Below are 24,512 nucleotides of genomic sequence, written 5' to 3' on the forward strand. Positions count from 1 at the left end.
GGTGATTATCACGAGGCGTCGCTGGTTCCAATCACCCGGAATCAAAAACGGCACCATCAAGGTGCCGTCTTGGGTACGCTCATCAGTCCGATATTAACGGAAGGAGCGCGATGCGATCGAACGGATTTGATAACGATTGATGCCGATATCAGAAAGCGTCTGGTTGGACAGGTTGCCGAGTTCGTTGAGCGTGCGGCGATAGCTAATCCAGCTCTTGGCAATGCGAAGCGGGTTCATGATGTCATTCCTCAGATCATGTTCGCGAGCGGCGTTATTGCCGACATCAGCGGATGACATTCATATAAGAGAGAACATGAATATTTTGCAGTGCAAATAAAAGGCGACTGCTATGCAATTGTGCAGTGTGACGCCTAAAAATCGACCATCAGTTAAATATTGAGCGGTATGCGCTGAGCGGGACGGTCAGGAGATGGGCATATGCATGTTGCAGGGCAAAAAAGAACGCCCGCCGCGGAAACCGCAACGGGCGTTGGATAGGCTATCGCAAGTATCCTGCGAAGCCGAGCTGCAGACGATTAACGGCCAGCAGCCTGGCGAGCAACGCGATGGATGTCCGAACGGTCGATGCCGAGGTCGTGCAGTTCGCGGGTGGTCATACGGCCGAGTTCAGAAACGGTCTGACGGTACTTGCGCCAATTGTTGAAAGAGCGTGCGATGTTCATTTTAAATCCCCTTCCTAGGGTTCGTCGATATTCCAGTGCCCCCTGGCGCTGGCCTTCATCTGATGACCGCTAATATATGTTGCGCTGCGAGAACTAAAAAGCGCCAAAGCATCATGACACCTATGCGTCATCTGCATTCCTTTTGGCTTTTTTGCCTTAAGTGATGATTAAATTATGTGCGCATCAAAAGGGCGTGAAAACCGTCGATTCTGCTTGAAAACGGCATTTAGGGAGCCCGCAGCGATGCGCCTTTGTCCTTGGGTTGGCTCAGCTTTTGGCCGAATGTGTAGCCGGCAATCAGCCGGGAGACTGCACCGGCGGACACGAGTGCGGGGCAGGGCGCTGGCCCGCAATATCACCATCAGCGCGGGGCCGATACCGGAAAATAAGGATATTTAACAAGGGGTAAAAAATAACGCCCACCGCGGGAGGAGGTGCGGTGGGCGTCATTTACAGTGACCGGCAACTGGGAGGAGGAGTGTTGCCAGTCCATCGGAGAGCACTGGGAGGAGGAGTGTGCGTCTCCGAATTCTATGCCAGGAAATCATTTCCTCGGGCTCTTGCGGATTATCCGCCGCGGAACGCCATCGCCGCTATCTGTTGAAATTAAAATAGTATGACTTTTGAAAATTGTGCAGTGCGATAATTTCATGGATGCTATGCTTATTACGCATGTCTGGAATTGGTTCCATTCCATGTCATATTCATAATACGTAAAGCTTTAATGCGCGCTTAATATTTGTGCCGAATTTATGCATGGTATGGTTTGGGAGTGAGGCTGCGACGAGCTGTTTGCGCCTGCCTCCGGATGCTGAATATATGGATACTGACGCCAGACTTTTTTAGATGCTCAACGCGAAGAGGTGAGGATGTATCGGGGCAGGCTCCAGCGAGATCTTTCGCTCTGGGTGGAGAAGGGCTTTATCGAGCCGCCGCAGGCGTCAGCCATCATGGCCGAGTATGATAGCCGACCGACCAGCTTCAGCCTGGGCCGCGTGCTCTCCATTCTGGCAGCGCTGCTTGTGGCTGCCGCCATCCTGTTGCTAGTGGCCTCCAACTGGGAGCTGATACCACGCCCGCTGCGCGTCGGTGCTCTCCTTGCATTGATCTGGGCCTTCTATCTGGGCGGGGCCTTCTACACCGTGCGCGGCCAGACATCGCTTGCCGCTGGCCTGTTGCTGCTGGGCACGATGAGTTTCGGCGGCGCCATGTCGCTGGTGGGGCAGATGTATCATATATCCGGCGACGAACTGGCGATGATGCTGACATGGTTCCTGATAGCCTGCCTGGCGGCAGCGCTGTTTCGATCGGGCAGTCTTGTCGCCTTGGCCGGCTTTCTGTCCTGGGCCTATTTCAGCCTGTATCTCGAGCAAAATGACGTTCACTGGATCGGTTGGTCGCCCTGGGCTCCGCCATTGATGGCAGCGGTTGTTATCGCGCTCGTCCGCTATGTCGGCGCAAACAGGGCACGCCATCTTGCCTATTTGTTGCTGATAGCCTGGCTGACATGGCTCTACTCGCTGAACCAGCAGCTATCGACCGCCGTCCTGTTTGCCGCTGGCGGAATGATTGCCTTCCTGGCGGTCAGCATACCCGGCTCGCCGCTTCAGCGATTGACCCGCGATGCGGGCGCTGCGCCGGCATTCTATACGTTTCTTGTGGCTGTCATCGGTTTCTTCATGCTGCATGTCGAGATCGAAACCGGTCCTCGTTTTGTCGTCCTCGGTGTTGTCACATTGGCCGCATCGGTCGCGGCGATCGGCCTTTGCGGACGGGATAATGGCGCGGTCCGCTATCTTGCCTACGCCGTTTTCGCATCGGAAATCCTGTATCTGGCTTCGCAAACGATCGGATCGATCATCGGCACATCAGGCTTCTTCCTGATCTGCGGCCTCCTGGTGGCCGTTGTTGCCTGGCTCGTCATTCGGCTGGAGCGCCGTTTCGGCGACCGAAACCAGGAGGCACGCTCATGAGCTTTCTCACTGATCTCGGCGTGACACTCGACGCCTCCCGCAGACGCAGGGCATGGATTGCGGCGGTGGTCATGGCCGCGCTGCAGACGATCGCCATCGGCTACGTGATCGAGAGCCGCGCCTCGATCCTCGAAAGCGGTTCCGAAGTCCTCCTGAAGACGGCGCCGGTGGACCCGCGCGATCTGCTGCGCGGTGATTACGTGACATTGAATTACGACATTTCCCGCGTGCCGGCGAGCACGGTCGTCGGCGGCATGCCCACCGAGGCGGGAGAGAGGACCTTGTGGGTGCGGCTGCAGAAACAGGGTGACGGTTTCTGGGGCATTGCCGAATCATCCTTCAGCCCACTGCAACCCAAGCCCGACACCGTTCTCATAGAAAGCTTGCCCTTCAACTATTATCCCGTCGAGGCAGATCAGTCGTTTCAGGTCGATTACGGCATCGAGCGCTTCTACGTGCCGGAGGGCAAGGGCCATGACATCGAAACAGTGCGCACCGATGGACGCGTCTCGGTTGCCGCACGGATTTCAGGCGGTGGCGAGGCGCAGATCCGCACCCTCATGATCGACGGCAAACCGGTCTATGAAGAACCGCTTTACTAGCGACCGAGCGATAAAGCGCATCTATCCCGCCGGGACGGTCGTGGAACCGTCATTTTTCCTTTGCGTGGTTTAAAACGGGTGATATAGAGACGCCGCGCTCCGGAAGGCCTCATGCGCAGGCATTTGCCATGCGGTTTTGGGAACGCGGGTATGGTGAAATTGGTAGACACGCCAGATTTAGGTTCTGGTGCCGAAAGGCGTGGGAGTTCAAGTCTCTCTACCCGCACCAAGCTGCCTTGCGGGCGAGGGGCTAGACATCGGTCTGCCCAGGTCGCCCGCGGATACGATGCGCCATTTTGCCTGGCAAAATGATCAGAATTGCATGAAAGCCACGTCCGGTCGTTGATCCGGCGTCGTGCTCATAGAAACAGACGGCTGTCGGAGCACGGCCGCATGAAATGAAGGTAGGAAGATGCAGGTTATCGAAACGCTCGCTGAAGGGCTGAAGCGCGAAATCAAGGTCGTAGTTCCGGCCGAAGAAATGCAGGGCCGGATGAATGAGCGTCTGGCCGAGGTCAAGGACAAGGTTCGCATCAACGGATTCCGTCCTGGCAAGGTGCCGGTCGCCCACCTGAAGAAGGTCTATGGCAAGTCCATCATGGCTGATCTCGTCAACGAGATCGTTCGTGACCAGCCGCCGGCGATCCTGACGGAGCGCGGCGAAAAGTCTGCGACCCAGCCGGAAGTCGCCATGACCGAAGACAAGGATGAAGCAGAAAAGATCCTGGCTGCAGAAGCCGATTTCGAATTCACGCTCTCCTACGAAGTCATCCCGGCGATCGAGCTGAAGTCGGTCAAGGGCATCAAGGTTACCCGCGAAGTCGCTGAAATCGCTGACGAAGAAGTCACCGAGCAGATCCTGAAGATCGCAGAAAGCGCCCGCACCTACGAGACCAAGAAGGGCAAGGCCGCCGAAGGCGACCGCGTCACCATGGATTACCTCGGCAAGGTCGACGGCGAAGCATTCGACGGCGGCAAGGACGAAGGCGCTGAGCTCGTCATCGGCTCCAACCGCTTCATCCCGGGCTTCGAAGACCAGCTCGTCGGCGTCAAGGCTGGCGATGAAAAGGTCATCACCGTAACCTTCCCGGCCGATTATCCGGCCAAGAACCTCGCCGGCAAGGAAGCCACCTTCGACATCAGTGTCAAGGAAGTGGCTGCACCGGGCGAAGTCGAAATCAACGACGATCTCGCCACCAAGCTCGGCCTCGAATCTGCCGACCGCCTGAAGGAAGTCGTTCGCAGCCAGATCGAAAGCCAGTACGGCTCGGTCACGCGCCAGAAGGTCAAGCGTCAGATCCTCGACCAGCTCGACGAGATGTACAAGTTCGACTCGCCGCAGAAGCTGATCGAAGCTGAATTCGACAGCATCTGGCGCCAGATCCAGACGGATCTCCAGCAGTCTGGCAAGACCTTCGAAGACGAAGACACGACCGAAGAAAAGGCTCGCGAAGAATACCTGAAGCTCGCTGAACGCCGCGTCCGCCTCGGTCTCGTTCTGTCGGAAATCGGCGAAAAGGCCGGCGTTGAAGTCAGCGAAGACGAGCTGCAGCGCGCCCTTTACGACCAGCTGCGCCAGTTCCCGGGCCAGGAAAAGGAAATCCTCGAGTTCTTCCGCAACACACCCGGCGCTTCCGCCAACCTGCGCGCTCCGATCTTCGAAGAAAAGGTCATCGACCATCTGCTCTCCGAAGTCGATGTCACCGACAAGACTGTAAGCAAGGAAGAACTCCTCGCTGACGACAGCGAAGAAGGTGCCGAGAAGGCAGAGACGAAGAAGGCCGCTCCGAAGAAGAAGGCTGCTGCCAAGGCTGAAGCAACCGAAGCCTCTGCCGAGGACGAGGAAGCGGAAGCGGCTGCTCCGAAGAAGAAGGCTGCTCCGAAGAAGAAGGCTGCTGAAGACAGCGCCGAGTAATCGGTTCCTTCCATCGAATGCAAAAGAGGCCCTGCCATCCGGCGGGGCCTTTTTCGTTGCTCGGATCATTCCGGTGTGTGCATCCAGCGTCAGCGGTGGGTGGCGTGGGAACCCCTCATCGCCTCGCTGTCGCTCCGGCATTCTCCCCAAGGGGAGAAGAGTTGAGCCGCTACGCTTCGCCCAACTTGAACGTCGCGGAGTAGCGGCGGCGGTGCGGCATCCGTCTTCTCCCCTTGGGGAGAAGGTGCCAGCAGGCGGATGAGGGGTTCCTTCGGCACGGTGTCATCACCGACCCGCAGCCCGACCTCCGCCGCGAAGTTTCGCCAAAACAATCACTCCATATCGAGCAATAGCGCTCGGTGATCGGAGACCTCCGGCGCGGCAACGACATCGAAATCGACGATCCCGACGGCCTCATTCGCCAGCATATAGTCTGCGAAGCGCCCGTCCTTTAGATAGTGGGACGTCCTTGTGTCCGTGAAGCCGCGCGATGTGACGAGATCCATCAGGCCCAGCTTGCCGAGCGTTTCGAAAGTCACGCTGTCAGGCAGCACGTTGAAATCACCGCAGACGACCAGCCGCTCGTGGCCGGGCCAGACACGCTTTATGAGATCGATAACAGCATCTGCCTGGGCGTGACGGGCAGGGGTGTCGCCTTTGCCGGCGATATCACGCAGCCCGTGAAACTGGGTGACGGTGAGCGGAAAGCGCCGCTTGTAATCGAAGACCCGGATGCAATGAGCGTTGCGGGACCGCGGATGTGCGCCCCATCCGTCAGGCGAGAATTCGCCGTGCACGAAGCCGGACGCTTGCGCAATGACTGGCAGTGACTGGCGAACATAGGTTGCTAACCCGAACTCTGAGAAAACCGCCTCATCGCGTTCGAGAAGCTCGCCTCTTGCGGTCGGGCTGAAAAAAGCGTCGTGTCCTGACAGGACCGCGCCGACCTCTGCGAAAAGATTGGCGCGCTGCGGAAGCTCGACATCATGGTCGCGATAGAGATGCCAATCCTGCTTTGCCGAGATGGTGCGCGTGACTTCCTGCAGGCACAGGATATCGGGATCGACATCAGCGATATATTGCAAGAGCGGCTCATGAAGCTTGCCGCCCCATGCGTTCAGAGAGATTATTCGCACCGCCGTCTATTTCCTTTTTTCCAGATGCGGAGTTGGCGCCGTCAGCCGAGCGTGAAGAAGCCCGAAGCGATACCGAGAATAGATCGTTATGGTGGAAAGATTATCGGTGCGCATGCAGATGATCAATCCTGAGAGGTCCTTGACTCGGTTTTGATGACAGATGCAGCATCGATCCCGAGTTGTTATCTCGGAAATCCCGGAGCAGATATGCTGGATCACATCACAATCGGAGTAACCGACGTGGAACGATCGAAAGGGTTCTATGACACAGTGTTACATCCGCTAGGTATAGAACGCCTCTATGCCGAGGGAGAGACCTTTGCCGGGTATGGGATCAAGCCGAAGGCCTTCTTTTGGATAGGACATCGAAACGGGCCTCAAACCAGTGTTCACATAGCTTTCTCGGCCCAGAATAGAGCGATGGTTGATCGATTTTACGAAGCCGCACTCGCCGCGGGAGGCCGAGACAATGGGCCGCCGGGTATCCGAGCCCATTATCATCCCGACTGTTACGGTGCCTTTGTTCTCGATCCCGATGGTCACAACGTTGAGGCCGTCTGCCGCGCTGCCGCCGACTAGGCTTAGGCTTGATGGGCACCGTGTAGACTGACTGATCGTCAAAGCTCCGACTTGATGTCGCCCATGCGGTTACCGGCGTCGAGGCCGGCGATCTTGTAGGCTTCGGCAAGCGTCGGGTAGTTGAAGGTGTTCTCGACGAAGTATTCGACCGTGCCCTTGAGGTTCAGGACCGCCTGGCCGATATGGACGAGTTCGGTGGCGCCTTCGCCGACGATATGGACGCCGAGCAGGCGGCGGGTCTTCAGAGAGAAGATCATCTTCAGGAGGCCGGTATCCAGGCCCATGATATGGCCGCGCGAGGTTTCGCGGAACCGGGCGATGCCGCATTCATAAGGGATGCCGCGTTCCTTGACCTCTTCCTCGGTCAGGCCGCAGGTGGAGATTTCCGGAACGGCATAGATGCCGTAGGGGAAGTATTTTTGCGGCTCCTTGGCGATCGCGCCGACGGCCACGCGGGCCGCGATACGACCCTGTTCCATCGAGGTGGAGGCAAGGCTCGGGAAGCCGATGACATCGCCTGCGGCGAAAATATGGGGAACGCTGGTGGCAAAGGTTTCCGGATTGACGCTGAGGCGGCCGCGGCTGTCTGCTTCCAGACCGGCCGCGGGAAGATTGAGCGTGTCGGTCGCGCCCATGCGCCCGGCCGCGAAGAGTACCATGTCGGTGACGATGCGCCGGCCGTTGCTCAGCGTCAGCTCCACCTTGCCGTCAGGAAGCTTTTCAACCTTCTCGGCCTTCTGGCCAAGGTTCAGCTTCATGTTGCGGTCGCGCAGCTGATAGGTGAAGTCCTCGACGATTTCCTTGTCGATGAAATCGAGCATGGTCGACTTGGGGTCGAGCAGGGTCACCTGTGTGTCCAGTGCACTGAAGATGGTCGCGTATTCGATGCCGATGACGCCGGCGCCGATGACGACCATCGACCGCGGCAGCGCCTTCATCTCAAGAATCTCGTCGCTGTCGAGGATGGTTTCTCCGTCGAAAGGCATGTAGTCCGGGCGGAAAGGCTTCGTGCCGACGGCGAGAAGAATGCTCTCTGCGCTGACATGAAGAACTTCACCGTCGTCCTTGGTTACCTCAAGCGTCTGCGGGTCGACGAAGCTCGCCTTGCCCCTGATGTGGCTGACCCGGTTTCGGGCAAACTGGTGCTCGAGTACCTCGACTTCGTGGTCGAGAGTGATGAGCAGCCGGCGGCGCAGATCTTCGGCGCTGATCTCCTGCTTGACGCGATAGGCCCGGCCATAGAAGCCGCGCTCGCGCCAGCCAGAAAGGTTGAGCGCGGTTTCGCGTAGGGTCTTGGAGGGGATCGTGCCTGTGTGAACGGAGACACCGCCCACGCGCTTGCCTTGCTCGATGACCAGCACGCGCTTGCCGAGCTTGGCTGCCTGTATGGCGCCTCTGCGTCCAGCCGGACCGCTGCCCACGACGACGAGATCGTATTGATACATCGAAAAGCCCCGAATGATTGAATTGGAACAATATCGCGACAGTAAATGTCGCTCATCAATCGGTAGCCGGTCAATGTTACAGATTGTCTAACGTTGGTAGCTCAAGAGCTGGAAAAGCCGAGCCAGGGCTCGAGTTTTTCAAAACTTCTGTCCATGGCGTAGGCGCGGCTGATCGAAAGCGGGATGTGACCGTAGATAATCGACATCTGTCCTTCGGCAACCGTTTCGCTACGCTTCGAAATCGCGGCGAGATAAAGAGCGGAGGCGAGACCCGTGCGGTCCGCCCCGGCCTGGCAATGGATCAAGAGGGGCTTCGGCGCATCGCGCATCAGTTCGACGAGACGTGCGGCCTCCGGCTGTGTCAGTTCCCGGCCGGAAGACATGCCGAAATCGATGTGGTTTATATCGAGTTTCCTGGCGGCTGCCACTTCATCATCGTACCAGTCGCTACCGCTATTGTCGCCGCGCAGGTTGATGATCGTCTTGATACCGTAGTCCTTCTGGAATTCGGCGATCGTCGAAGCGGATGGCTGCGACGAGCGATAGACCTCTCCTGGAACGACGGCGTGGAAGTTTGTGGTCGCGAGCATGTAGCCATAGAAACCGCCAACCAGAAGCGCGAGCAGCGCAAGCGTGCAAAGCAGCCCCTGGCGAAGAAGGCGGACAGACGAAGCAGGGCGTGACGCAGTCTTGGGCATGGAAGCTCCGGGCAGACCACGCCAAACAGCCGGCGACGGTCACAGTAGTTGCTTCCGTCGGTTGCCAGCATCAGGGGCGGGATGGGACCGGATCGGGAGCATCCAGTCTATGCCAAAGCATGCTGACGAATACCTGAAACTTAAATGAGGTGAGGATGAGAAGGCTATCGCGATAACGATCGCGGCACATCTGATCTTCAGATCAGACGCAAGCCTCTAAGGCTCGCATGTCCGTCCTTGCCGATGATGATGTGATCATGGACGGTAATGCCGAGAGGCTTCGCGGTGTCGATGATCATCTTCGTCATGTCGATATCGGCGCGGGACGGTGTCGGGTCGCCTGATGGATGGTTGTGCACTAGAATCAAAGCTGTCGCCGACAGCTCCAGCGCACGCTTGACCACTTCGCGTGGGTAGACCGGTGTATGATCGACCGTACCAAGGCCCTGCACCTCGTCCGCGATCAACGCGTTTCGCTTGTCGAGAAATAGGAGGCGAAATTGCTCGCGCGATTCGTGGGCCATCGCCGTATGACAGTAGTCGATGACAGATGACCATGAAGCCAGAACCTGCTTGCCGCGAAGTTCACTCTTCAGCATGCGCTGCGCAACCGTCGCCACGAGTTTTAGATCGAGCGCCACTGCCTCGCCGACGCCCTTGACTTCCTGTAGCAGCACAGCCGGTGCTCCAATGACACCGCCGAGCGTTCCGAAACGGTCGATGAGCGCCTTGGCGATCGGCTTGGTATCTCGGCGAGGGATAAGCCGGAAGAGCAGCAGCTCAAGGACCTCGTAGTCTGCAAGTGCAGCTTCGCCCCCGTCGCGGTAGCGATTGCGCAGGCGCTCGCGGTGGCCGTGATAATGGTTGGCCATGTCGGCAGGGGCAGCCGAAAGCTTTGCCGGCCTTTTCAGGCTGCTGCTTTTCGGAGCCTGCTCTGCAAAGAACGACCGCTCGTCAAAGAGTGGCTTATCGCCCTCCGTTTCCAAAATCCCGCTATCGTCGATCGGCTGGTCGCCGTAGTCCGCAGATGGAGCGGGGCTCTTGGCCATGGGTCACCCTAGAGAGGAGGCAGGCCCGGCCGATCCAGACCGGCGGGCGACAATGTGAATATCTCGCAGCCCGTGGCGGTGACACCGACGGTGTGTTCGTATTGCGCCGATAATGATCGGTCCCGGGTGACGGCCGTCCAGCCGTCGCCGAGCACTTTGACGTGGGGCCGGCCGAGATTGATCATGGGCTCGATGGTAAAGATCATGCCCTCGCGCAGTTCCGGTCCTTCGCCAGCCCGGCCATAGTGCAGGATGTTCGGCGAATCGTGAAAAAGGCTGCCGACGCCATGTCCGCAGAAATCGCGCACGACCGAGCAACGCTCCGCCTCCGCATAGATCTGGATCGCTTCGCCGATGGCTCCCGTCCGCGCACCGGGGCGCACGGCGGCAATGCCACGCATCAGCGATTCGTAGGTCACTTCCAGCAGCCGTTCCGCCGAACGCTTGATGAGGCCGACCGGATACATGCGGCTGGAATCGCCGTGCCAGCCGTCCAGCACGAAGGTGACGTCGATGTTGACGATATCGCCTTCGCGCAACGGCTTGTCATTGGGGATGCCGTGACAGACGACGTGATTGATCGAGGTGCAGGTCGATTTGGTGTATCCGCGATAGTTGAGGGTCGCGGGATAGGCGCCGTGATCCATGCCGTACTCGAAGACGAAACGGTCGATATCGTCGGTCGGCATACCCGGCTGCACCAGTGCGGCGAGTTCGTCGAGGCAACGCGCCGTAAGCTGGCACGCCTTACGCATCCCTTCAAACGCATCCGGACCGTAGAGGCGGATGGCACCTGTATTTTTAGACGGCGCCGTCGACGCTTCGATGTAATTCACCATGGATCAGCTTTCAGCAGTCTTTTCTACACTTTTACATAATGCAGCTATGCCGGGTTCGTCTATCGGTATCAATCCCGCAGGTATTATTTCGCGCGGCGAAATCTGGCATTTGAGAGCATAGGCTTCAACGCCGCGTGCAAGCGCCCGATCGAATGCGTTGGCATAGACGCGGTCGAGATCGGAGCATATCCGGAAGCGATCACAATCATGGCGCTGTATGACATAGAGCATCACCGCCCGGTGACCTGCCTCTGCCATGTCGCCGAGCTCTTCCAGGTGCTTGGCCCCGCGCACTGTCACCGTATCGGGAAACTCCGCAAGAGCCGGTGTGCGCATGAAATGCACGTTCTTGACCTCGACATAGGTGGTGGGCCTGAGCGGATCGGTCAAGAGAAGGTCGATGCGCGAATTGCGGCCATATTTCTGTTCGCGCCGGACGGTCGTGTAGTCCCCGAGATCCGCAACTTGTCTCAGGGTGATCGCCTCGGCTGCCACCCGATTGGGCATTGCGGTGTTGACGCCTACGATCGTTCCATCGGCTTCGATCATCTCGAAGACATGGCGATATTTCCGCGTTGGACTGTCATGTTCTGAAAGCCAGATCCGCGAGCCGGGTGTCGTCAGCCCCTGCATCGAGCCGGTATTCGGACAGGAGCCCGTAATAATCTCGCCGCTCTCGAGTTCTGCATCGAAGAGGAAGCGTTTGTAGCGGGAGATGAGACGGGCAGGGACGAGGGGCTTATCGAAGAGCATGAAATATCTTGCTGTTTTGCGCGAGCATGACCGAAAGAATGCGCCTCAGGCGCGTTCCATGACGTAGGAGCCCGGCGCTTCCTCGATGGCGTTCAATGCGCCGCCACCGGGTTTGCGGGCCGGCACGCGCTTGGCATCCTGCGCTTCGATCCACGCCTGCCAATGCGTCCACCACGAGCCCGGCGTCTCCTTCGCCTCCTCCAGCCATTGCTGATAGTCGCCGGCCGGCTTGCCGCCGGTCCAGAACTGGTACTTGAGCTTGTCCGGGGGATTGACGACGCCGGCGATATGTCCCGACCCGGTTACAACGAATTCGACCGGACCGCCAAACAGGCCGCTGCCGAGGAAGACAGATTTCGCTGGGGCTATGTGGTCCTCGCGGGTAGCGAGATTGTAAATGGGAATTTTGACGTCCTTGAGCGACAGCTTCTTGCCGTCCAGTTCCATCGTTCCCTTGCTCAACGTGTTGTTGAGGTAGCAGTTGCGCAGATAGAAGGAATGATTGGCTGACGCCATGCGGGTCGAATCGGCATTCCAGAAAAGCAGGTCGAAGGGCAGGGGCTCCTGGCCCTTGAGATAGTTGTTGACGAAATAGGGCCAGATCAGTTCCGAGGCGCGCAGCATGTTGAAGGCCGTCGCCATCTTCGAGCCGTCGAGATAGCCCGTCACACTCATCTGGGCTTCCAGCGCTGAAATCTGCTCCTCATCGACAAAGACCTTGAGATCGCCGGCATGGGTGAAATCGACCTGGGTCGTCAGGAAGGTTGCGGTCTTGATGCGCTTGTTCTTTTCCTTGGCATGAAGAGCAAGCGTCGCCGCGAGCAGCGTGCCGCCGACGCAGTAGCCGATGGCGTTGACTTCCTTTTCGCCTGTCGCCTTCTCGACGGTCTCAAGTCCGAAATCGATACCTTCCCTTGCATAGGACGTCCAATCCTTCTCGGCATGCCGGGCGTCCGGGTTGACCCAGGAAATGACGAAGACCGTGTGTCCCTGCTCGACGCACCATTTTATGAAGGACTTCTGCGGATTGAGATCAAGAATGTAAAACTTGTTGATCCACGGCGGGCAGATCAGCAGTGGTCGCTTCAGCACCGTTTCCGTGGAGGGTTCATATTGGACGATCTGGCAGACGTCGCTTTGCGCGATAACCTTTCCCGGCGTCAGCGCCATGTTGGTACCGATCGCAAACTTGCTCATGTCGGTCTGCCGCAGCCGAAGGTCTCCGCCGCCGGCGCCGATATCTTCGGCAAACATTTTCATGCCCCGGACGAGATTCTCCGCATTGGAAGCGACGGTCTCGCGATAGAGCTGCGGATTGGTGGCGACGAAGTTGGTTGGTGAAAGTGCCGCGGTAATCTGCTTGACGTAGAAGGAGGCCTTATGGCGCGTGTGATCGTCAAGCCCTTCTGCATCATTGACCAGTTTCTCGGTCCAGCCGGACGTTAACTGGTACGTCTGGCGCAGGAAAGCGAAGAAGGGGTTTTTCCGCCAGTCCTCGTCGGCAAACCGCCTGTCCTTGACGGAAGGTTCGTCTGCCTCGGATGCTGTGTCATTGCCCGCCAGCCGCTGCATGGTCTGGGTCCAGAGCCCGAAATAGCCGGATAGCAGATGGGTCTGCGCCTCCAGGGTACGGCGGGGATCGGAGAGCCAATATTCCGCAACCTTTGAAAGGGTCTTGACCATGTCGGTCATCGGGTCGGCCAGCGTTTCCGGCCGCTCCCCGCGTTCGCGCGGGCCGAGCCAAGCGGACGCAGCCTGGCCGAGATTTTCGAGCGCGCGCGCGAAATTCATGGCCATCGCTTCGGGATCTTTAACGATATAGGCCTCAAGCGATTTCGAATCGAAATCGGAGCTTTTGCCCTCACTTGAATCCCGCTTGCTGTCGGTCACGCATCTTCCTCCGGCGGCAGCTCAGTCTGTTTTCTATTTGTACATCTTGCTGGAAACGGAATACAAGTTCCAAGACGGGTAGTTGACACTCTTGCTTTGCCGCGCCGACAACTCTAACAGTTTGCGACGCGGGCGCAGGACAGATAGGGCGATTTATGAGCGGCGGTATGGTGACGGGGTTCGACCGATATTTCCTGGTATGCGGCGTCTTGATGCTGGCATTGGCGGGATGCTCGACGCCGGCGGAGCGAGCGGCCTGGGCCGCAAAGCGCCAGGCGCCACAGGCCGTCATCGTAAAGTCGGCAAGCGGGAAGCCGCTGAACGAATCGACGACCGATCATACCTCGGATGGTTTCCCCACATTCAACAATCCGCCGACGGCCGCCAATGTCCAGATCAGCAACGATCAGGCCACCGATCTGCAAAAACAGCTGACGGCACTCGGCGCCGCGCACAAATCCGGTGCGATCAGCCAGGCCGAATACGACAAGCGCGTCGCCGAGATGCGCAAGCTTGCCGCGGAACATGGCCAGGATACGCTCGATCAGATCAAGCAACAGAGCCAGTAAAATAGCCTTGCCTTTCCGGCAATTTGGACGCAAAGCGTTCCGACAGGCTGAATTTGATGTATCCTGCTGGTTCACGACGAATCTGAAGGGCTGACTGCCTCAGATTCACCGCATCCATTTGCATCAGGTGAGAATACGGGCGCCGCGATTTCGAAGTTCGTGTCGCGGCTGTTCGGGAGACGAACGAACTTCGTTGCAGCCATAGTGGCTGAGTCCCATGAGGAAAGAGATGGAAGAGTTTCATAAAGTCCGACGCTTGCCGCCTTACGTTTTCGAACAGGTCAACCGTTTGAAAGCCAGCGCGCGAGCGGGTGGGGCTGACATCATCGACCTCGGCATGGGCAATCCGGACCTTCCGACTCCGAAGGCGATCGTCGACAAGCTGTGCGAAGTGGTTCAGGATCCGCGTACGCACCGTTACTCATCCTCCAAGGGCATTCCGGGACTGCGCCGGGCCCAAGCGGCCTATTATGCACGCCGCTTCGGCGTGAAGCTCAATCCCGACACGCAGGTCGTAGCCACGCTCGGCTCCAAGGAAGGCTTCGCCAACATGGCGCAGGCGATCACCGCTCCTGGCGACGTGATTCTCTGCCCGAACCCGACCTACCCGATCCACGCTTTCGGCTTCCTGATGGCGGGCGGCGTTATCCGCTCCCTGTCAGTCGAGCCCGACGACAGCTTCTTCCCTCCGCTGGAGCGGGCGGTACGTCATTCGATCCCGAAGCCGCTGGCGCTGATTCTCAACTACCCGTCGAATCCGACCGCCTATGTGGCGACGCTCGATTTCTACAAGGAAGTCGTCGCCTTCGCGAAGAAGCATGACATCATCGTGCTTTCGGATCTGGCCTATTCGGAAATCTACTTCAACGACGCACCGCCTCCGTCTGTTCTCGAAGTGCCGGGCGCGATCGATGTGACGGTCGAATTCACCTCGATGTCCAAGACATTTTCGATGCCCGGTTGGCGCATGGGCTTTGCGGTCGGCAATGAGCGGCTGATCGCAGCGCTCACCCGTGTTAAGTCCTACCTCGATTACGGAGCCTTCACGCCGATCCAGGTTGCGGCAACCCACGCCTTGAACGGTGACGGCTCCGACATCGCGGAAGTGCGCAGCGTCTACAAGCGTCGTCGCGACGTTATGGTTGAGAGCTTCGGCAAGGCCGGCTTCGAGGTTCCTCCGCCAGAGGCGACCATGTTCGCCTGGGCGAAGATCCCGGAAAAGTTCCGTCATCTCGGCTCGCTGGAATTCTCCAAGCTGCTCGTAGAAAAGGCTGACGTTGCCGTCGCTCCGGGCATAGGTTTCGGCGAGATGGGTGATGACTATGTGCGCCTAGCGCTCGTCGAAAACGAGCATCGCATCCGCCAGGCTGCTCGCAATATCAAGAAATTCCTTTCGACGGCCGACGAGACGATGCACAACGTCATCTCGCTCAACGCCCACCGTTCATAAGACGATCAAACTCCCGGCAGCCGTTTTCGCGGCTGCCGCATCAGAACTATCAGGATCATTCCATGGCAGACGCCCTCAAAATCGGCATTGCGGGCCTGGGCACCGTTGGTGCCTCGCTCGTCCGTATCATCCAGCAGCGCAGTAATGAACTTGCCGTCACCTGCGGGCGTCCGATCAAGATCGTTGCCGTTACGGCGCGTGATAGCACTAGGGATCGCGGCATCGATCTCACCGGTATCGAGTGGTATGGCGGTCCGGTCGATCTTGCCCAGAAGGCCGATATCGACGTCTTCGTGGAGCTTATGGGCGGCGCCGAAGGTGCGGCCAATGCCTCCGTGCGGGCTGCTCTCGCTCGCGGTCTCCATGTGGTGACTGCCAACAAGGCCCTGCTTGCCTATCACGGCGTCGAACTTGCTACGATCGCGGAAGAGAAGGGCGCGCTCCTCAATTTCGAAGCGGCTGTTGCCGGCGGTATTCCCGTCATCAAGGCACTGCGCGAGTCACTGACCGGCAACACGATTTCCCGCGTCTACGGGATCATGAACGGCACCTGCAACTACATCCTGACCCGGATGGAGAAGGAGGGCCTGTCCTTTGCCGACTGCCTGAAGGAAGCGCAGCGTCTCGGTTACGCCGAAGCCGATCCGGCCTTCGACATCGAAGGCAATGATACCGCTCACAAGCTGGCCATCCTGACGACGCTTGCCTTCGGCAATCGCATCGCGGCAGACGACATCTACCTCGAAGGCATCACCAATATTTCGATCGACGACATCCGTGCGGCCGCAGATCTCGGTTATCGCATCAAGCTCCTGGGCGTCGCGCAACGCACTGAAACAGGCATAGAGCAGCGCGTTCATCCGACCATGGTTCCACAGGACTCGGTGATCGCGCAGGTCGATGGCGTGACCAATGCGGTGGCGATCGAATCCGATATCCTCGGCGAACTGCTGATGGTCGGCCCCGGTGCCGGCGGCAATGCAACGGCCTCCTCGGTGCTCGGCGATATCGCCGACATCGCCAAGAGCCAGCCCGGCGCCCAGCGTGTGCCCGCTCTAGGCCATCCCGCTGCCGCGCTGGAGCCCTACCGCAAGGCGCAGATGCAAAGCCACGAGGGCGGTTATTTCATCCGTCTGACGGTTCAGGACCGCACCGGCGTCTTCGCCAGCGTCGCAACGCGTATGGCGGAAAACCATATCTCGCTGGAATCAATCGTACAGCGCTCCAAGCAACATCTCTCGCCCTCGGAGCATCAGACGATCATCCTCGTCACGCATGCAACCACCGAGGATTCGATCCGCAAAGCCGTTTCCGCGATCAAGACGGAAGGCTATCTTGTCGGCGAACCACAGGTCATCCGGATCGAGCGTCCGAAAGCCGGTTAAGGGCGAATTCTGTCCGATTACGGTTGATTTTACGAAAGTTCGCCTGAATTTTTCGGGCGGACTGCACTTTTTTGCATGAACCATACCCCATAAGTTGTATATTACAATTTCCGAAAATATAGGCTATGCCTTATTCGGGCTTGTTCGAGCTTGTTGGGGCGTTCATCGAATGAAAGCGTATGCTGAGCCACCTGCCGGGAGCAGGAAAAACGATTGTGATGGGCAAAAACGGGGCACGGAGATCCTGGGCGACTCCGTGGACGACGAATATCACGAGGGTCGCAACTGGGCGGTCCTGCTCATATTGACCGCCATCATCGTTTCCTGGGCTATCGGCCTCGTCTTCCTGATATGGTCGGTCTTTGGATAAAGCTTTGAATAGGCAAACCGCCCCTGTTCTATTCGCTTCGCTCCTGTAAAAAGGAAGCAATGCGAACGGAATTCTGGAATGGTTGAAGCGGTAGATCCTGTTCAGAGGGCTTTTTTGGGCGTGGAGCGTTCCGTTTCGGGGAACCGCTGGATATCGCGTCTCGATCAGGCAGGGCAAAATAGAGCCCTGGCAATCGCCCAGACCTTTGGTTTGCCGGATTTGATCGCCCGCGTACTGGCCGGACGAGGTGTCGCTGCCGAAGAAGCCATGGCTTTTCTCGATCCGACGATCCGCAATCTGATGCCTGATCCCCACAGCATGACCGATTGCGAAAAGGCAGCCCTTCGCCTGCTTGAGGCAATAAAGAGGGGCGAGAGAGTGGCCATCTTTGGCGACTACGATGTGGACGGCGCCGCGTCTTCCGCGCTCGTCTATCGTTTCCTGCGCCATTTTGGTGTGGCTGCAAACATCTACATTCCGGATCGCATCTTTGAAGGCTATGGACCCAATCCCGTCGCCATCAACCAGCTTATCGACAATGGCGCCCAGCTGATCGTAACCGTCGATTGCGGCACCACCAGTTTCGAGGCGCTGGAAGCGGCGAAGGCGAGGGGCGTCGATATCGTCGTCATCGACCACCATCAGGTTGGTCACGAGCTGCCGCCATGCCATGCGCTGGTCAACCCCAACCGCGAAGACGATCTGTCCGGGCAGGGGCACCTCTGCGCTGCGGGCGTCGTCTTTCTCGTGCTCGTGGCGGCGCTGCGCATGCTTCGCGAAGCGGGCGATCCGCGTGTCCGCTCCATCGACCTGCTCGCATGGCTCGATATCGTCGCACTCGCGACAGTCTGTGACGTCGTTCCACTCAAAGGGCTGAACCGCGCCTATGTGGTCAAGGGCCTGATTGCCGCGCGGCACCAGGGCAATGCCGGCCTGTCCGCACTGTTTCGCAAGGCGGGGCTCGGCGGCCCCGTTACGCCCTATCATTTCGGCTTCATGATTGGCCCGCGCATCAACGCCGGCGGTCGTATTGGCGATGCAGCGCTGGGAAGCCGACTTCTGACGCTTGAAGACAATGGCGAGGCGGAAGCGATCGCCGAGCGACTGGACGACCTGAACCGCGAGCGCCAGGCCATGGAGGCCGCCATGTTGCAAGAAGCCGAGGCAGAAGCGCTGGCGGAATATGGCAATGGCGACGGCGCCGCTGTCATCATCACGGCAAGGGACAACTGGCACCCGGGGATAGTCGGTCTTATCGCCTCGAGGCTGAAGGACAAGTTTCGGCGTCCGGCTTTCGCCATCGCTTTCGATCCCTCGGGGAAGGGAACGGGCTCCGGCCGCTCGATCAATGGCTTTGACATGGGTCGCATGGTGCGCGCTGCAGTCGATGCCGGGCTACTTGTCAAAGGCGGCGGGCATGCGATGGCAGCCGGCCTGACGGTAGAGCGTGCAAATCTCGGCAAGCTGCGCGCGTTTTTCACGGAGAAGGCCGAAAAGCAGGTATCCGGTCTTGTGGCAAACGAAACCCTGAAGATCGACGGCGCTCTCGGTGCGAGCGGTGCGACAGTCGAACTGGTCGATCAACTGGAAACGGCTGGTCCCTATGGTTCCGGTCATCCGCAGCCAATATTTGCCATTCCCGCCCATCGCCTGCGCGATTCGCGCTTGGTCGGCCAGTCTCACATCAAGATCACGCTGGAGGCCCAGGATGGCGGCCGGCTGGAAGGTATAGCATTCCGCTCTGCCGAGACGCCGCTCGGCGATCTGCTGCTCAATTCCCGTGGCGCACAGCTTCATGTCGCCGGCACGCTCGGAGCCGATCACTGGCAGGGTTCGCGGCGCGTCCAGCTGCGCGTCACAGACGCGGCAAAGGCCCCATAGCTCGTAGAGCACGGACGCTCTTCGAGCACAAAGCTGCAGAAATTTGCTTGAAGAAAGTGGCACGCCCTAGGGGAGTCGAACCCCTCTTTACAGAATGAAAATCTGTCGTCCTAACCGATAGACGAAGGGCGCGTGCTGTGGCGCCCTTATAGTCAGGGTCCTTGGATGCTGCAAGCGCAAAAACGAGAAAAAATTCGCCGATTAGCGAGATTTTTGTGAGACTTGTGGAAAACTACCGCCTGCCGGGAAAGCCACTGGGTGGAGACATTATGGTACGCCCTAGGGGAGTCGAACCCCTCTTTACAGAATGAGAATCTGTCGTCCTAACCGATAGACGAAGGGCGCAAGCATCGTCATAAACAAGCACTGACATAAAATAGTCATCGATGCGGATGCCCGCAAGGACCATAACGAATTTGCTTGATGGAAAGACAGTGGCACGCCCTAGGGGAGTCGAACCCCTCTTTACAGAATGAAAATCTGTCGTCCTAACCGATAGACGAAGGGCGCGTGCTGTGGCGCCCTTATAGTGGGGTGATTTCATTCCCGCAAGCGGCTATTTCGCTTTTTTCTCAAAAAAATGACAGAAAGATCAAAGCTGGCGAAAAAAGCGAATGCTGTGCGTAAACAAAACCTTACGTCACTTTGCAAATGTGGGTTTTGTCGAGCTGCCAAGCGCCAGCGGTTTGGAACTCAGGCCCAGCGCTGTAGATTCACCCGGCCGCTGCACGGTACCTAGAACTGCACCGGCAGCTTGCCAACCATCACCTTGTCGCGATCAACGGCACTTGCGGTCGGCGCATCACCACGCCGGAAAGCGATCGGTTGCTTCAGCGACGCAGCCATCCCCGGTGTCATGGAAACGTTAGGGACGATCCCCTTCGGCATCGGTTTGCCGATAACCTGAATCCGATTGGAAGCGGAGTTCTGTCCTTGATCTTGACCCTGTTGCGCCTTGGAAGCGGTCATATGCGCAACCATCAGGGCTTCCTTGCTATCGATCGTGTGCGCCTTCAATCCGCGCGCAGGCATGATCTTGGACGGTGTGGCGTCAGAAACCGGTTTGGTGAAGGCCGCGGCCGTGTGGATCGGCGGCTGACTGCCCTGCGGAACGACATTCTGCGAGGATTGCTCCTCAGGAAATATGTCTATCCCCTGCGGCTGCACCGGCTGCTGGACCGGCGCCGGCTGCACCATCGAGGCAGGAGCGCTGTAGACGCTGCGCATGACCGGCGTGATTCCCTGGGAGGAAAGAGCGCTGGCCGCATCCTGTCCCGATGGCATTCCGCTTGCCTGGTCGGGCATCTGAGCGACCGGCATCATTGCCGAAGAATAGATGCTGGTCCTGTTTGCATTGACCGCCGTGGGCTGCGTGACCAGGCCCGCGATGCCGGCAGGGCTATCGGCCGCAGATCCGGGCAATGGCGGCGCGGACGAGGCCATCAGCATCGGAGTATCACCGGGGGAGGCCAGCAACGGCACCTGCCGGCCGGAAGCGGTCCGCACCATCGGATCGCGATAGCCGCCCTGCTTGCGCGCATTCGCTTCCGCCTTGGCGTTCAGCGCAGCGGCCAATTGCTCCGCGGCCGTCGGCGCGGGCTTTGTTTCGGCCGCTGCTGCCGCCGCCACTTTCGCCTTTCCGCCGGTCGTCATGCAACCGGATAGCGCAAACATTACGATCGCAACGGCCGCGCCGGTCGCAAGAAAATGTCTGCCAGGTTTTGTTTGCCGGTCGCTTTGCAAAGGACGTACCCCGTTCCTGATGGACAAACATCGGGGCCGCCCCTTCATGGGTACGAATCATTGCGTCGCGGGAACGAGAGACAGAACCGCGGCAAATCCGATGCTTGATGCTTCGAGTCGCACCAAGCATGCTGGCGGGGAATGGAAGCGGCAAGTACGAAGAAGCCTCATGGGGCAACATTCGCAAATGCCGCAAGCCTCGCGAAAGCTCGGGCCTACCAGGCACCGGTGTTGGGCATGGAAGCCCACGGTTCGGCTGCTGGAAGGTTGGCGCCCTTCTGCAGAATTTCGATGGAGATGCCATCCGGCGAGCGGACGAAGGCCATGTGTCCGTCACGAGGCGGGCGGTTGATGATGACGCCATTATCCATCAATTTCTGACAAATGGCGTATATGTCATCCACCTCATAGGCGAGGTGACCAAAGTTCCGTCCCCCGGTATAGTCCTCGGTGTCCCAATTGTAGGTGAGCTCAAGACAGGGGGTGGAATTGGCTCGTGCTGCTTCGATGTCGTCGCTGGCGGCAAGGAAGACAAGCGTGAAACGGCCCTTCTCGTTTTCATAGCGGCGGATTTCGGTCAGGCCGAAAAGGGTCGTGTAGAAGTGCAGCGAGGCATCGAGGTCTTTGACGCGGACCATGGTATGGAGATAACGCATTATATTTCCTCTCTAATGTTGTCTTTGAGCGACCAGCCGATGTAGCGTCAGCTTCAGGCAAGTCTTGGCCTTCAATTCTACAGTTGGGAATAATCGAAAACTAGGACTTGCGCTTTTCCGTTACCAAGATGTTAATCTTGATTTCAAGAATCAGTTAACCGTAACAGTGTGACGCGTAATCGAGGGGCTGGATAACATGGGTGATAGAATTTCAGCAAAAGGAATCGCCGACTACGAAGAGCTGTCGGGCGAAGCTGTTGAGCTCATTGAAATCACCGGTGTTGTCAAATGGTTTGACGTTGCCAAGGGCTTCGGCTTCATCGTCCCCGATAACGGCCTCCAGGATGTCCTCCTGCACGTGACCTGCCTTCGCCGCGACGGCTACCAGACCATCCTCGAAGGTACACGAATCGTAGCTCTGATCCAGCGGCGCGAGCGCGGATACCAGGCCTTCAAGATCCTCTCCATGGATCAGTCTACGGCGGTTCACCCGTCGCAGCTGCCGCCGGTGCGCACGCATGTTCAGGTTACCCCGACGAGTGGTCTGGAGCGAGCGCTGGTAAAGTGGTTCAACCGCACCAAGGGATTTGGTTTCCTGACCCGGGGCGAGGGGACGGAGGACATCTTCGTCCACATGGAAACCCTGCGCCGTTTCGGCCTCACGGAACTGCGGCCGGGACAGGTGGTTCTGGTGCGTTTCGGACCGGGCGAAAAGGGGCTGATGGCAGCGGAAATCCATCCCGACTCCCCAAGCCCTATCACCCGGGCTCACTGAGCGGATCGGCATCATGAAGGCGTCTCACCTCGCTATCTTCAAAAGCGCCTCGATGGCGCTTCGGTAGCCTTGTTTTTATTGTCCTAATGTTGCGCAAGCCCGGATTTCCGGGCTTTTTTGTTGCCCAAATCATCCGCTTTGCCCATATTGGCAACCGACCACTTTATGGTAGGGACTATGGTAGCCAACAAGCTCACTGACACGAAGATCAAAGCAATCAAGAAGCCTGGCATCTACGGAGACGGAGATGGCCTTTTCATCCGTATGCATGCCGGCGGATCAAAATCGTGGTTTTTTATTTACACCAGGGACGGCAAAAAACGCGAGCTAGGATTGGGCAGTCTCGCCGGTACGGCGCCGGTGTCGCTTGCCAATGCCAGGAGGAGGGCGGAAGAACTCCGCGCGATGCTGGCCGAGGGACGAGACCCGCATGCAGAACGGGTTGCCGCGAAGGCAGCTTCTGAGCATACCTTCCAAAAGGTCTCCGAGAAATTTATTGCAGAGCGCTCGGATTGGACGCCTCATACAGAGAGGGAGTGGAAACGCCATTTGCTGGAACACGCCTCTGCGCTCGCGGAAAAGGCGGTGGCCGACATCACTACCGAGGCAGTGGAAGAGACCCTTAGACCTCTGTGGGAAAAGAAGCCTGCAACCGGTCAGCGGGTGAGGGCGAAGATCGAATCGGTGCTTGACTACGCTTCGGTCAAAAAGCTGCGAACCGGCGATAATCCGGCGCGGTGGGCGGGACACCTTGAGCACCTGCTAACGAAGGCAGGCCGCGTTACGGGCGCCAACCACAAGGCTATGCCATACGCTGACGTGCCTGGCTTTCTGTCGACGCTGGGGAACAGCACTATCGAACGGCTCATGCGCTTCATTGTCCTCACGGCAGTTCGCAGCGGCGAGGGACGCCTTGCGGACTGGAGCGAGTTCGATTTGAGCGCCAAGGTGTGGACAATTCCGAAAGAGCGCACCAAAACCGGGAGAGAGCTCATCGTCCCGCTTTCCGATCAGGCTGTTGCAACATTGCCGGCACAAAGTGAGGGATTAGTCTTCGTCGAAGACAGCGAGCCCCTCCATATCATGGATATGCCCAATTGGGTGAAGGCCAACAAACCTGGAATTACGATGCACGGGTTCAGATCGGCTTTCCGCGACTTCGCCGGCGATGAAACTGACTTTCCGCGAGAGATCGCGGAAATGGCATTGGGTCATAAGGTCGGCAACGAAGTTGAACTCGCTTATCGCCGCGGCGACGCGCTCAAGAAACGTAGAGAACTGATGGAAGCCTGGTCGAACCATTGTACGAGATTGTAAACATTGAATCTTTGACAAATGCGTCAAGCGATTTATTTCACCTCAAGTAAATAATCACTATAGTTATATTTGTCAGTTTACACTAAATATAATTCTACTTGGCGGTTGTTGCTGAGTTTTCCGAGGCGCAAGCCACGATGAGAGCCCCGATCCGGCTCGACCCGCAAGGGTGATAACTGCGGCATTGGCCGTCGGCGGCGTCTCCGTGTGACGTGGCGCATAGCGTCGATCAATCTCCTGCCCGGCCATGGCGCGCCGGCCTTTCAAGAATCCACCGATTGATTGACGCCAGGATTCCGTCCTTGGCGCGGAAGAGGAGACACGTTTTGAAAGCTGACAACGACAATACCCCATCACTCGTTTCATTGAACGAGGCCTGCCGGCAGACCAGCATGAGCCGAACGATGATCAACAGGTACCGCGAAGAGGGGAGTTTCCCCGTCGCAGTCGACCTCGGCAAGCGACGGATCGCATTCGTTCGCAGCGAAGTCACTGCTTGGGTACAGGCAAAAATAGACGCCAGAATCTCCGCCTAACCCATCCCACCACATCAACCATCATGCCGACCGGCCATCGCCGGCGAGGAGGAATCATGTTCGCAATTTCGTTCCACAAGACCGCCAGTGGCTTCGAGGTCTGGGAAGTCGCGCAGGTCAACGCCAAGGACATCAAACCCGATGAAACCCGCGTGTTCGTCGCCCGAGAGGTAGACGTCGACTGGGTCGTTGAGGCGATCGAGGAACGCCTCAATAAGCCGGCGGCGCCTGTAGCTGCTTAATCACAACGGTCCACCGCCAACCACTG

At 58.3% G+C, this 24,512-nt stretch carries 23 protein-coding genes and 4 tRNA genes; 13 read left to right on the forward strand and 14 right to left on the reverse strand.

The window, feature by feature from the left end; all coding sequences use genetic code 11:
* Window positions 1-93: 93 nt before the first annotated feature.
* A complete protein-coding gene (locus tag DTW90_RS30050) occupies window positions 94-237 on the reverse strand; it encodes a DUF1127 domain-containing protein (protein ID WP_132516452.1) in 144 nt (47 codons plus the stop codon).
* Window positions 238-536: 299 nt separating this feature from the next.
* Window positions 537-683, reverse strand: a complete 147-nt coding sequence (locus DTW90_RS30055; RefSeq protein ID WP_132516450.1) for a DUF1127 domain-containing protein — start codon at window positions 681-683, stop codon at window positions 537-539.
* Window positions 684-1,552: 869 nt separating this feature from the next.
* Here DTW90_RS30055 and DTW90_RS30060 point away from each other — a divergent pair.
* The 4 genes from DTW90_RS30060 to tig all read left to right on the forward strand — a co-directional run bounded on the left by DTW90_RS30060 (window position 1,553) and on the right by tig (window position 5,173).
* Window positions 1,553-2,656 (forward strand): DUF2157 domain-containing protein, encoded by a 1,104-nt coding sequence (locus DTW90_RS30060; RefSeq protein ID WP_149343159.1) that lies wholly within the window; start codon window positions 1,553-1,555, stop codon window positions 2,654-2,656.
* A complete protein-coding gene (locus DTW90_RS30065) occupies window positions 2,653-3,258 on the forward strand; it encodes a GDYXXLXY domain-containing protein (protein ID WP_149343161.1) in 606 nt (201 codons plus the stop codon). The genes DTW90_RS30060 and DTW90_RS30065 overlap by 4 nt, the downstream gene beginning before the upstream one ends.
* Before the next feature lie 144 nt (window positions 3,259-3,402).
* Window positions 3,403-3,487: transfer RNA gene (locus DTW90_RS30070), tRNA-Leu, on the forward strand.
* A gap of 183 nt (window positions 3,488-3,670) precedes the next feature.
* Window positions 3,671-5,173, forward strand: a complete 1,503-nt coding sequence (gene tig / locus DTW90_RS30075) for a trigger factor (RefSeq protein WP_149343162.1) — start codon at window positions 3,671-3,673, stop codon at window positions 5,171-5,173.
* Window positions 5,174-5,505: 332 nt separating this feature from the next.
* On the opposite strand, the gene DTW90_RS30080 is transcribed toward tig, so the two are convergent.
* Complete coding sequence (locus DTW90_RS30080) at window positions 5,506-6,309, reverse strand: endonuclease/exonuclease/phosphatase family protein (protein ID WP_149343164.1); 804 nt, start codon at window positions 6,307-6,309, stop codon at window positions 5,506-5,508.
* Between the two features lie 207 nt (window positions 6,310-6,516).
* Between DTW90_RS30080 and DTW90_RS30085 the strand changes: the two genes are divergently transcribed.
* Window positions 6,517-6,888 carry a VOC family protein gene (locus tag DTW90_RS30085; RefSeq protein WP_149343165.1) on the forward strand — a complete coding sequence of 124 codons (372 nt, stop codon included), beginning with the start codon at window positions 6,517-6,519 and terminating at the stop codon, window positions 6,886-6,888.
* A gap of 38 nt (window positions 6,889-6,926) precedes the next feature.
* Here the strand turns inward: DTW90_RS30085 and sthA are convergent, their stop codons facing one another.
* From sthA to phaC, 6 genes are all read right to left on the reverse strand, one after another.
* On the reverse strand, window positions 6,927-8,333 hold the full coding sequence (sthA, locus tag DTW90_RS30090) for a Si-specific NAD(P)(+) transhydrogenase (RefSeq protein WP_132523939.1): 1,407 nt from the start codon (window positions 8,331-8,333) through the stop codon (window positions 6,927-6,929).
* A gap of 101 nt (window positions 8,334-8,434) precedes the next feature.
* A complete protein-coding gene (locus DTW90_RS30095) occupies window positions 8,435-9,031 on the reverse strand; it encodes a dual specificity protein phosphatase family protein (protein ID WP_149343167.1) in 597 nt (198 codons plus the stop codon).
* A 197-nt stretch (window positions 9,032-9,228) separates the two neighbouring features.
* Window positions 9,229-10,080: a DNA repair protein RadC gene (radC, locus tag DTW90_RS30100; protein WP_149343168.1), complete on the reverse strand. Its 852-nt coding sequence runs from the start codon at window positions 10,078-10,080 to the stop codon at window positions 9,229-9,231.
* A gap of 8 nt (window positions 10,081-10,088) precedes the next feature.
* Window positions 10,089-10,919, reverse strand: a complete 831-nt coding sequence (map, locus tag DTW90_RS30105; protein ID WP_149343169.1) for a type I methionyl aminopeptidase — start codon at window positions 10,917-10,919, stop codon at window positions 10,089-10,091.
* A 3-nt stretch (window positions 10,920-10,922) separates the two neighbouring features.
* Complete coding sequence (sfsA, locus tag DTW90_RS30110) at window positions 10,923-11,672, reverse strand: DNA/RNA nuclease SfsA (RefSeq protein ID WP_149343171.1); 750 nt, start codon at window positions 11,670-11,672, stop codon at window positions 10,923-10,925.
* A 45-nt stretch (window positions 11,673-11,717) separates the two neighbouring features.
* Window positions 11,718-13,562 (reverse strand): class I poly(R)-hydroxyalkanoic acid synthase, encoded by a 1,845-nt coding sequence (gene phaC, locus DTW90_RS30115; protein ID WP_149343173.1) that lies wholly within the window; start codon window positions 13,560-13,562, stop codon window positions 11,718-11,720.
* A 155-nt stretch (window positions 13,563-13,717) separates the two neighbouring features.
* On the opposite strand from phaC, the gene DTW90_RS30120 reads away from it, so the two are divergent.
* The 4 genes from DTW90_RS30120 to recJ all read left to right on the forward strand — a co-directional run bounded on the left by DTW90_RS30120 (window position 13,718) and on the right by recJ (window position 19,217).
* A complete protein-coding gene (locus DTW90_RS30120) occupies window positions 13,718-14,131 on the forward strand; it encodes a hypothetical protein (RefSeq protein ID WP_132523933.1) in 414 nt (137 codons plus the stop codon).
* A gap of 229 nt (window positions 14,132-14,360) precedes the next feature.
* Window positions 14,361-15,581 carry an LL-diaminopimelate aminotransferase gene (locus tag DTW90_RS30125; protein ID WP_132523932.1) on the forward strand — a complete coding sequence of 407 codons (1,221 nt, stop codon included), beginning with the start codon at window positions 14,361-14,363 and terminating at the stop codon, window positions 15,579-15,581.
* A 62-nt stretch (window positions 15,582-15,643) separates the two neighbouring features.
* Window positions 15,644-16,966 carry a homoserine dehydrogenase gene (locus DTW90_RS30130; RefSeq protein WP_149343174.1) on the forward strand — a complete coding sequence of 441 codons (1,323 nt, stop codon included), beginning with the start codon at window positions 15,644-15,646 and terminating at the stop codon, window positions 16,964-16,966.
* 448 nt (window positions 16,967-17,414) lie between these two features.
* Window positions 17,415-19,217, forward strand: a complete 1,803-nt coding sequence (gene recJ, locus DTW90_RS30135) for a single-stranded-DNA-specific exonuclease RecJ (RefSeq protein WP_149343175.1) — start codon at window positions 17,415-17,417, stop codon at window positions 19,215-19,217.
* 57 nt (window positions 19,218-19,274) lie between these two features.
* Here the strand turns inward: recJ and DTW90_RS30140 are convergent.
* The 5 genes from DTW90_RS30140 to gloA form a co-directional block, all read right to left on the reverse strand.
* Window positions 19,275-19,349: transfer RNA gene (locus tag DTW90_RS30140), tRNA-Glu, on the reverse strand.
* Window positions 19,350-19,487: 138 nt separating this feature from the next.
* A tRNA-Glu gene (locus DTW90_RS30145) sits at window positions 19,488-19,562 on the reverse strand.
* A 90-nt stretch (window positions 19,563-19,652) separates the two neighbouring features.
* Window positions 19,653-19,727, reverse strand: a tRNA-Glu gene (locus DTW90_RS30150).
* 225 nt (window positions 19,728-19,952) lie between these two features.
* Window positions 19,953-20,891 carry a hypothetical protein gene (locus tag DTW90_RS30155; protein ID WP_188080103.1) on the reverse strand — a complete coding sequence of 313 codons (939 nt, stop codon included), beginning with the start codon at window positions 20,889-20,891 and terminating at the stop codon, window positions 19,953-19,955.
* Between the two features lie 284 nt (window positions 20,892-21,175).
* On the reverse strand, window positions 21,176-21,616 hold the full coding sequence (gloA, locus tag DTW90_RS30160) for a lactoylglutathione lyase (protein ID WP_149343177.1): 441 nt from the start codon (window positions 21,614-21,616) through the stop codon (window positions 21,176-21,178).
* Between the two features lie 196 nt (window positions 21,617-21,812).
* On the opposite strand from gloA, the gene DTW90_RS30165 reads away from it, so the two are divergent.
* From DTW90_RS30165 to DTW90_RS30180, 4 genes are all read left to right on the forward strand, one after another.
* Entirely contained in the window at window positions 21,813-22,391 is a 579-nt protein-coding gene (locus tag DTW90_RS30165; RefSeq protein ID WP_132523928.1) for a cold-shock protein, read from the forward strand.
* A 177-nt stretch (window positions 22,392-22,568) separates the two neighbouring features.
* Window positions 22,569-23,708 carry a site-specific integrase gene (locus tag DTW90_RS30170; RefSeq protein WP_188080104.1) on the forward strand — a complete coding sequence of 380 codons (1,140 nt, stop codon included), beginning with the start codon at window positions 22,569-22,571 and terminating at the stop codon, window positions 23,706-23,708.
* Window positions 23,709-24,034: 326 nt separating this feature from the next.
* Complete coding sequence (locus DTW90_RS30175; protein WP_149343181.1) at window positions 24,035-24,244, forward strand: AlpA family phage regulatory protein; 210 nt, start codon at window positions 24,035-24,037, stop codon at window positions 24,242-24,244.
* A gap of 56 nt (window positions 24,245-24,300) precedes the next feature.
* A complete protein-coding gene (locus DTW90_RS30180) occupies window positions 24,301-24,486 on the forward strand; it encodes a hypothetical protein (RefSeq protein ID WP_149343183.1) in 186 nt (61 codons plus the stop codon).
* Window positions 24,487-24,512: the final 26 nt, after the last annotated feature.

The sequence above is a fragment of the Neorhizobium sp. P12A genome (genome assembly GCF_008365395.1).
Lineage (GTDB): Bacteria > Pseudomonadota > Alphaproteobacteria > Rhizobiales > Rhizobiaceae > Rhizobium.

What these genes read in the sequence shown, in the direction of transcription:
- radC (WP_149343168.1), bottom strand. Translation starts at nt 10,080, where the DNA reads ATGGCCAAGAGCCCCGCTCCATCTGCGGACTACGGCGACCAGCCGATC.
- DTW90_RS30060 (WP_149343159.1), top strand. Translation starts at nt 1,553, where the DNA reads ATGTATCGGGGCAGGCTCCAGCGAGATCTTTCGCTCTGGGTGGAGAAG.
- gloA (WP_149343177.1), bottom strand. Translation starts at nt 21,616, where the DNA reads ATGCGTTATCTCCATACCATGGTCCGCGTCAAAGACCTCGATGCCTCG.
- DTW90_RS30050 (WP_132516452.1), bottom strand. Translation starts at nt 237, where the DNA reads ATGAACCCGCTTCGCATTGCCAAGAGCTGGATTAGCTATCGCCGCACG.
- DTW90_RS30085 (WP_149343165.1), top strand. Translation starts at nt 6,517, where the DNA reads ATGCTGGATCACATCACAATCGGAGTAACCGACGTGGAACGATCGAAA.
- DTW90_RS30065 (WP_149343161.1), top strand. Translation starts at nt 2,653, where the DNA reads ATGAGCTTTCTCACTGATCTCGGCGTGACACTCGACGCCTCCCGCAGA.
- DTW90_RS30125 (WP_132523932.1), top strand. Translation starts at nt 14,361, where the DNA reads ATGGAAGAGTTTCATAAAGTCCGACGCTTGCCGCCTTACGTTTTCGAA.
- tig (WP_149343162.1), top strand. Translation starts at nt 3,671, where the DNA reads ATGCAGGTTATCGAAACGCTCGCTGAAGGGCTGAAGCGCGAAATCAAG.
- recJ (WP_149343175.1), top strand. Translation starts at nt 17,415, where the DNA reads ATGGTTGAAGCGGTAGATCCTGTTCAGAGGGCTTTTTTGGGCGTGGAG.
- sthA (WP_132523939.1), bottom strand. Translation starts at nt 8,333, where the DNA reads ATGTATCAATACGATCTCGTCGTCGTGGGCAGCGGTCCGGCTGGACGC.
- DTW90_RS30130 (WP_149343174.1), top strand. Translation starts at nt 15,644, where the DNA reads ATGGCAGACGCCCTCAAAATCGGCATTGCGGGCCTGGGCACCGTTGGT.
- DTW90_RS30120 (WP_132523933.1), top strand. Translation starts at nt 13,718, where the DNA reads ATGAGCGGCGGTATGGTGACGGGGTTCGACCGATATTTCCTGGTATGC.
- DTW90_RS30165 (WP_132523928.1), top strand. Translation starts at nt 21,813, where the DNA reads ATGGGTGATAGAATTTCAGCAAAAGGAATCGCCGACTACGAAGAGCTG.
- DTW90_RS30155 (WP_188080103.1), bottom strand. Translation starts at nt 20,891, where the DNA reads ATGTTTGCGCTATCCGGTTGCATGACGACCGGCGGAAAGGCGAAAGTG.
- map (WP_149343169.1), bottom strand. Translation starts at nt 10,919, where the DNA reads ATGGTGAATTACATCGAAGCGTCGACGGCGCCGTCTAAAAATACAGGT.
- DTW90_RS30170 (WP_188080104.1), top strand. Translation starts at nt 22,569, where the DNA reads ATGGTAGCCAACAAGCTCACTGACACGAAGATCAAAGCAATCAAGAAG.
- DTW90_RS30055 (WP_132516450.1), bottom strand. Translation starts at nt 683, where the DNA reads ATGAACATCGCACGCTCTTTCAACAATTGGCGCAAGTACCGTCAGACC.
- DTW90_RS30095 (WP_149343167.1), bottom strand. Translation starts at nt 9,031, where the DNA reads ATGCCCAAGACTGCGTCACGCCCTGCTTCGTCTGTCCGCCTTCTTCGC.
- DTW90_RS30180 (WP_149343183.1), top strand. Translation starts at nt 24,301, where the DNA reads ATGTTCGCAATTTCGTTCCACAAGACCGCCAGTGGCTTCGAGGTCTGG.
- sfsA (WP_149343171.1), bottom strand. Translation starts at nt 11,672, where the DNA reads ATGCTCTTCGATAAGCCCCTCGTCCCTGCCCGTCTCATCTCCCGCTAC.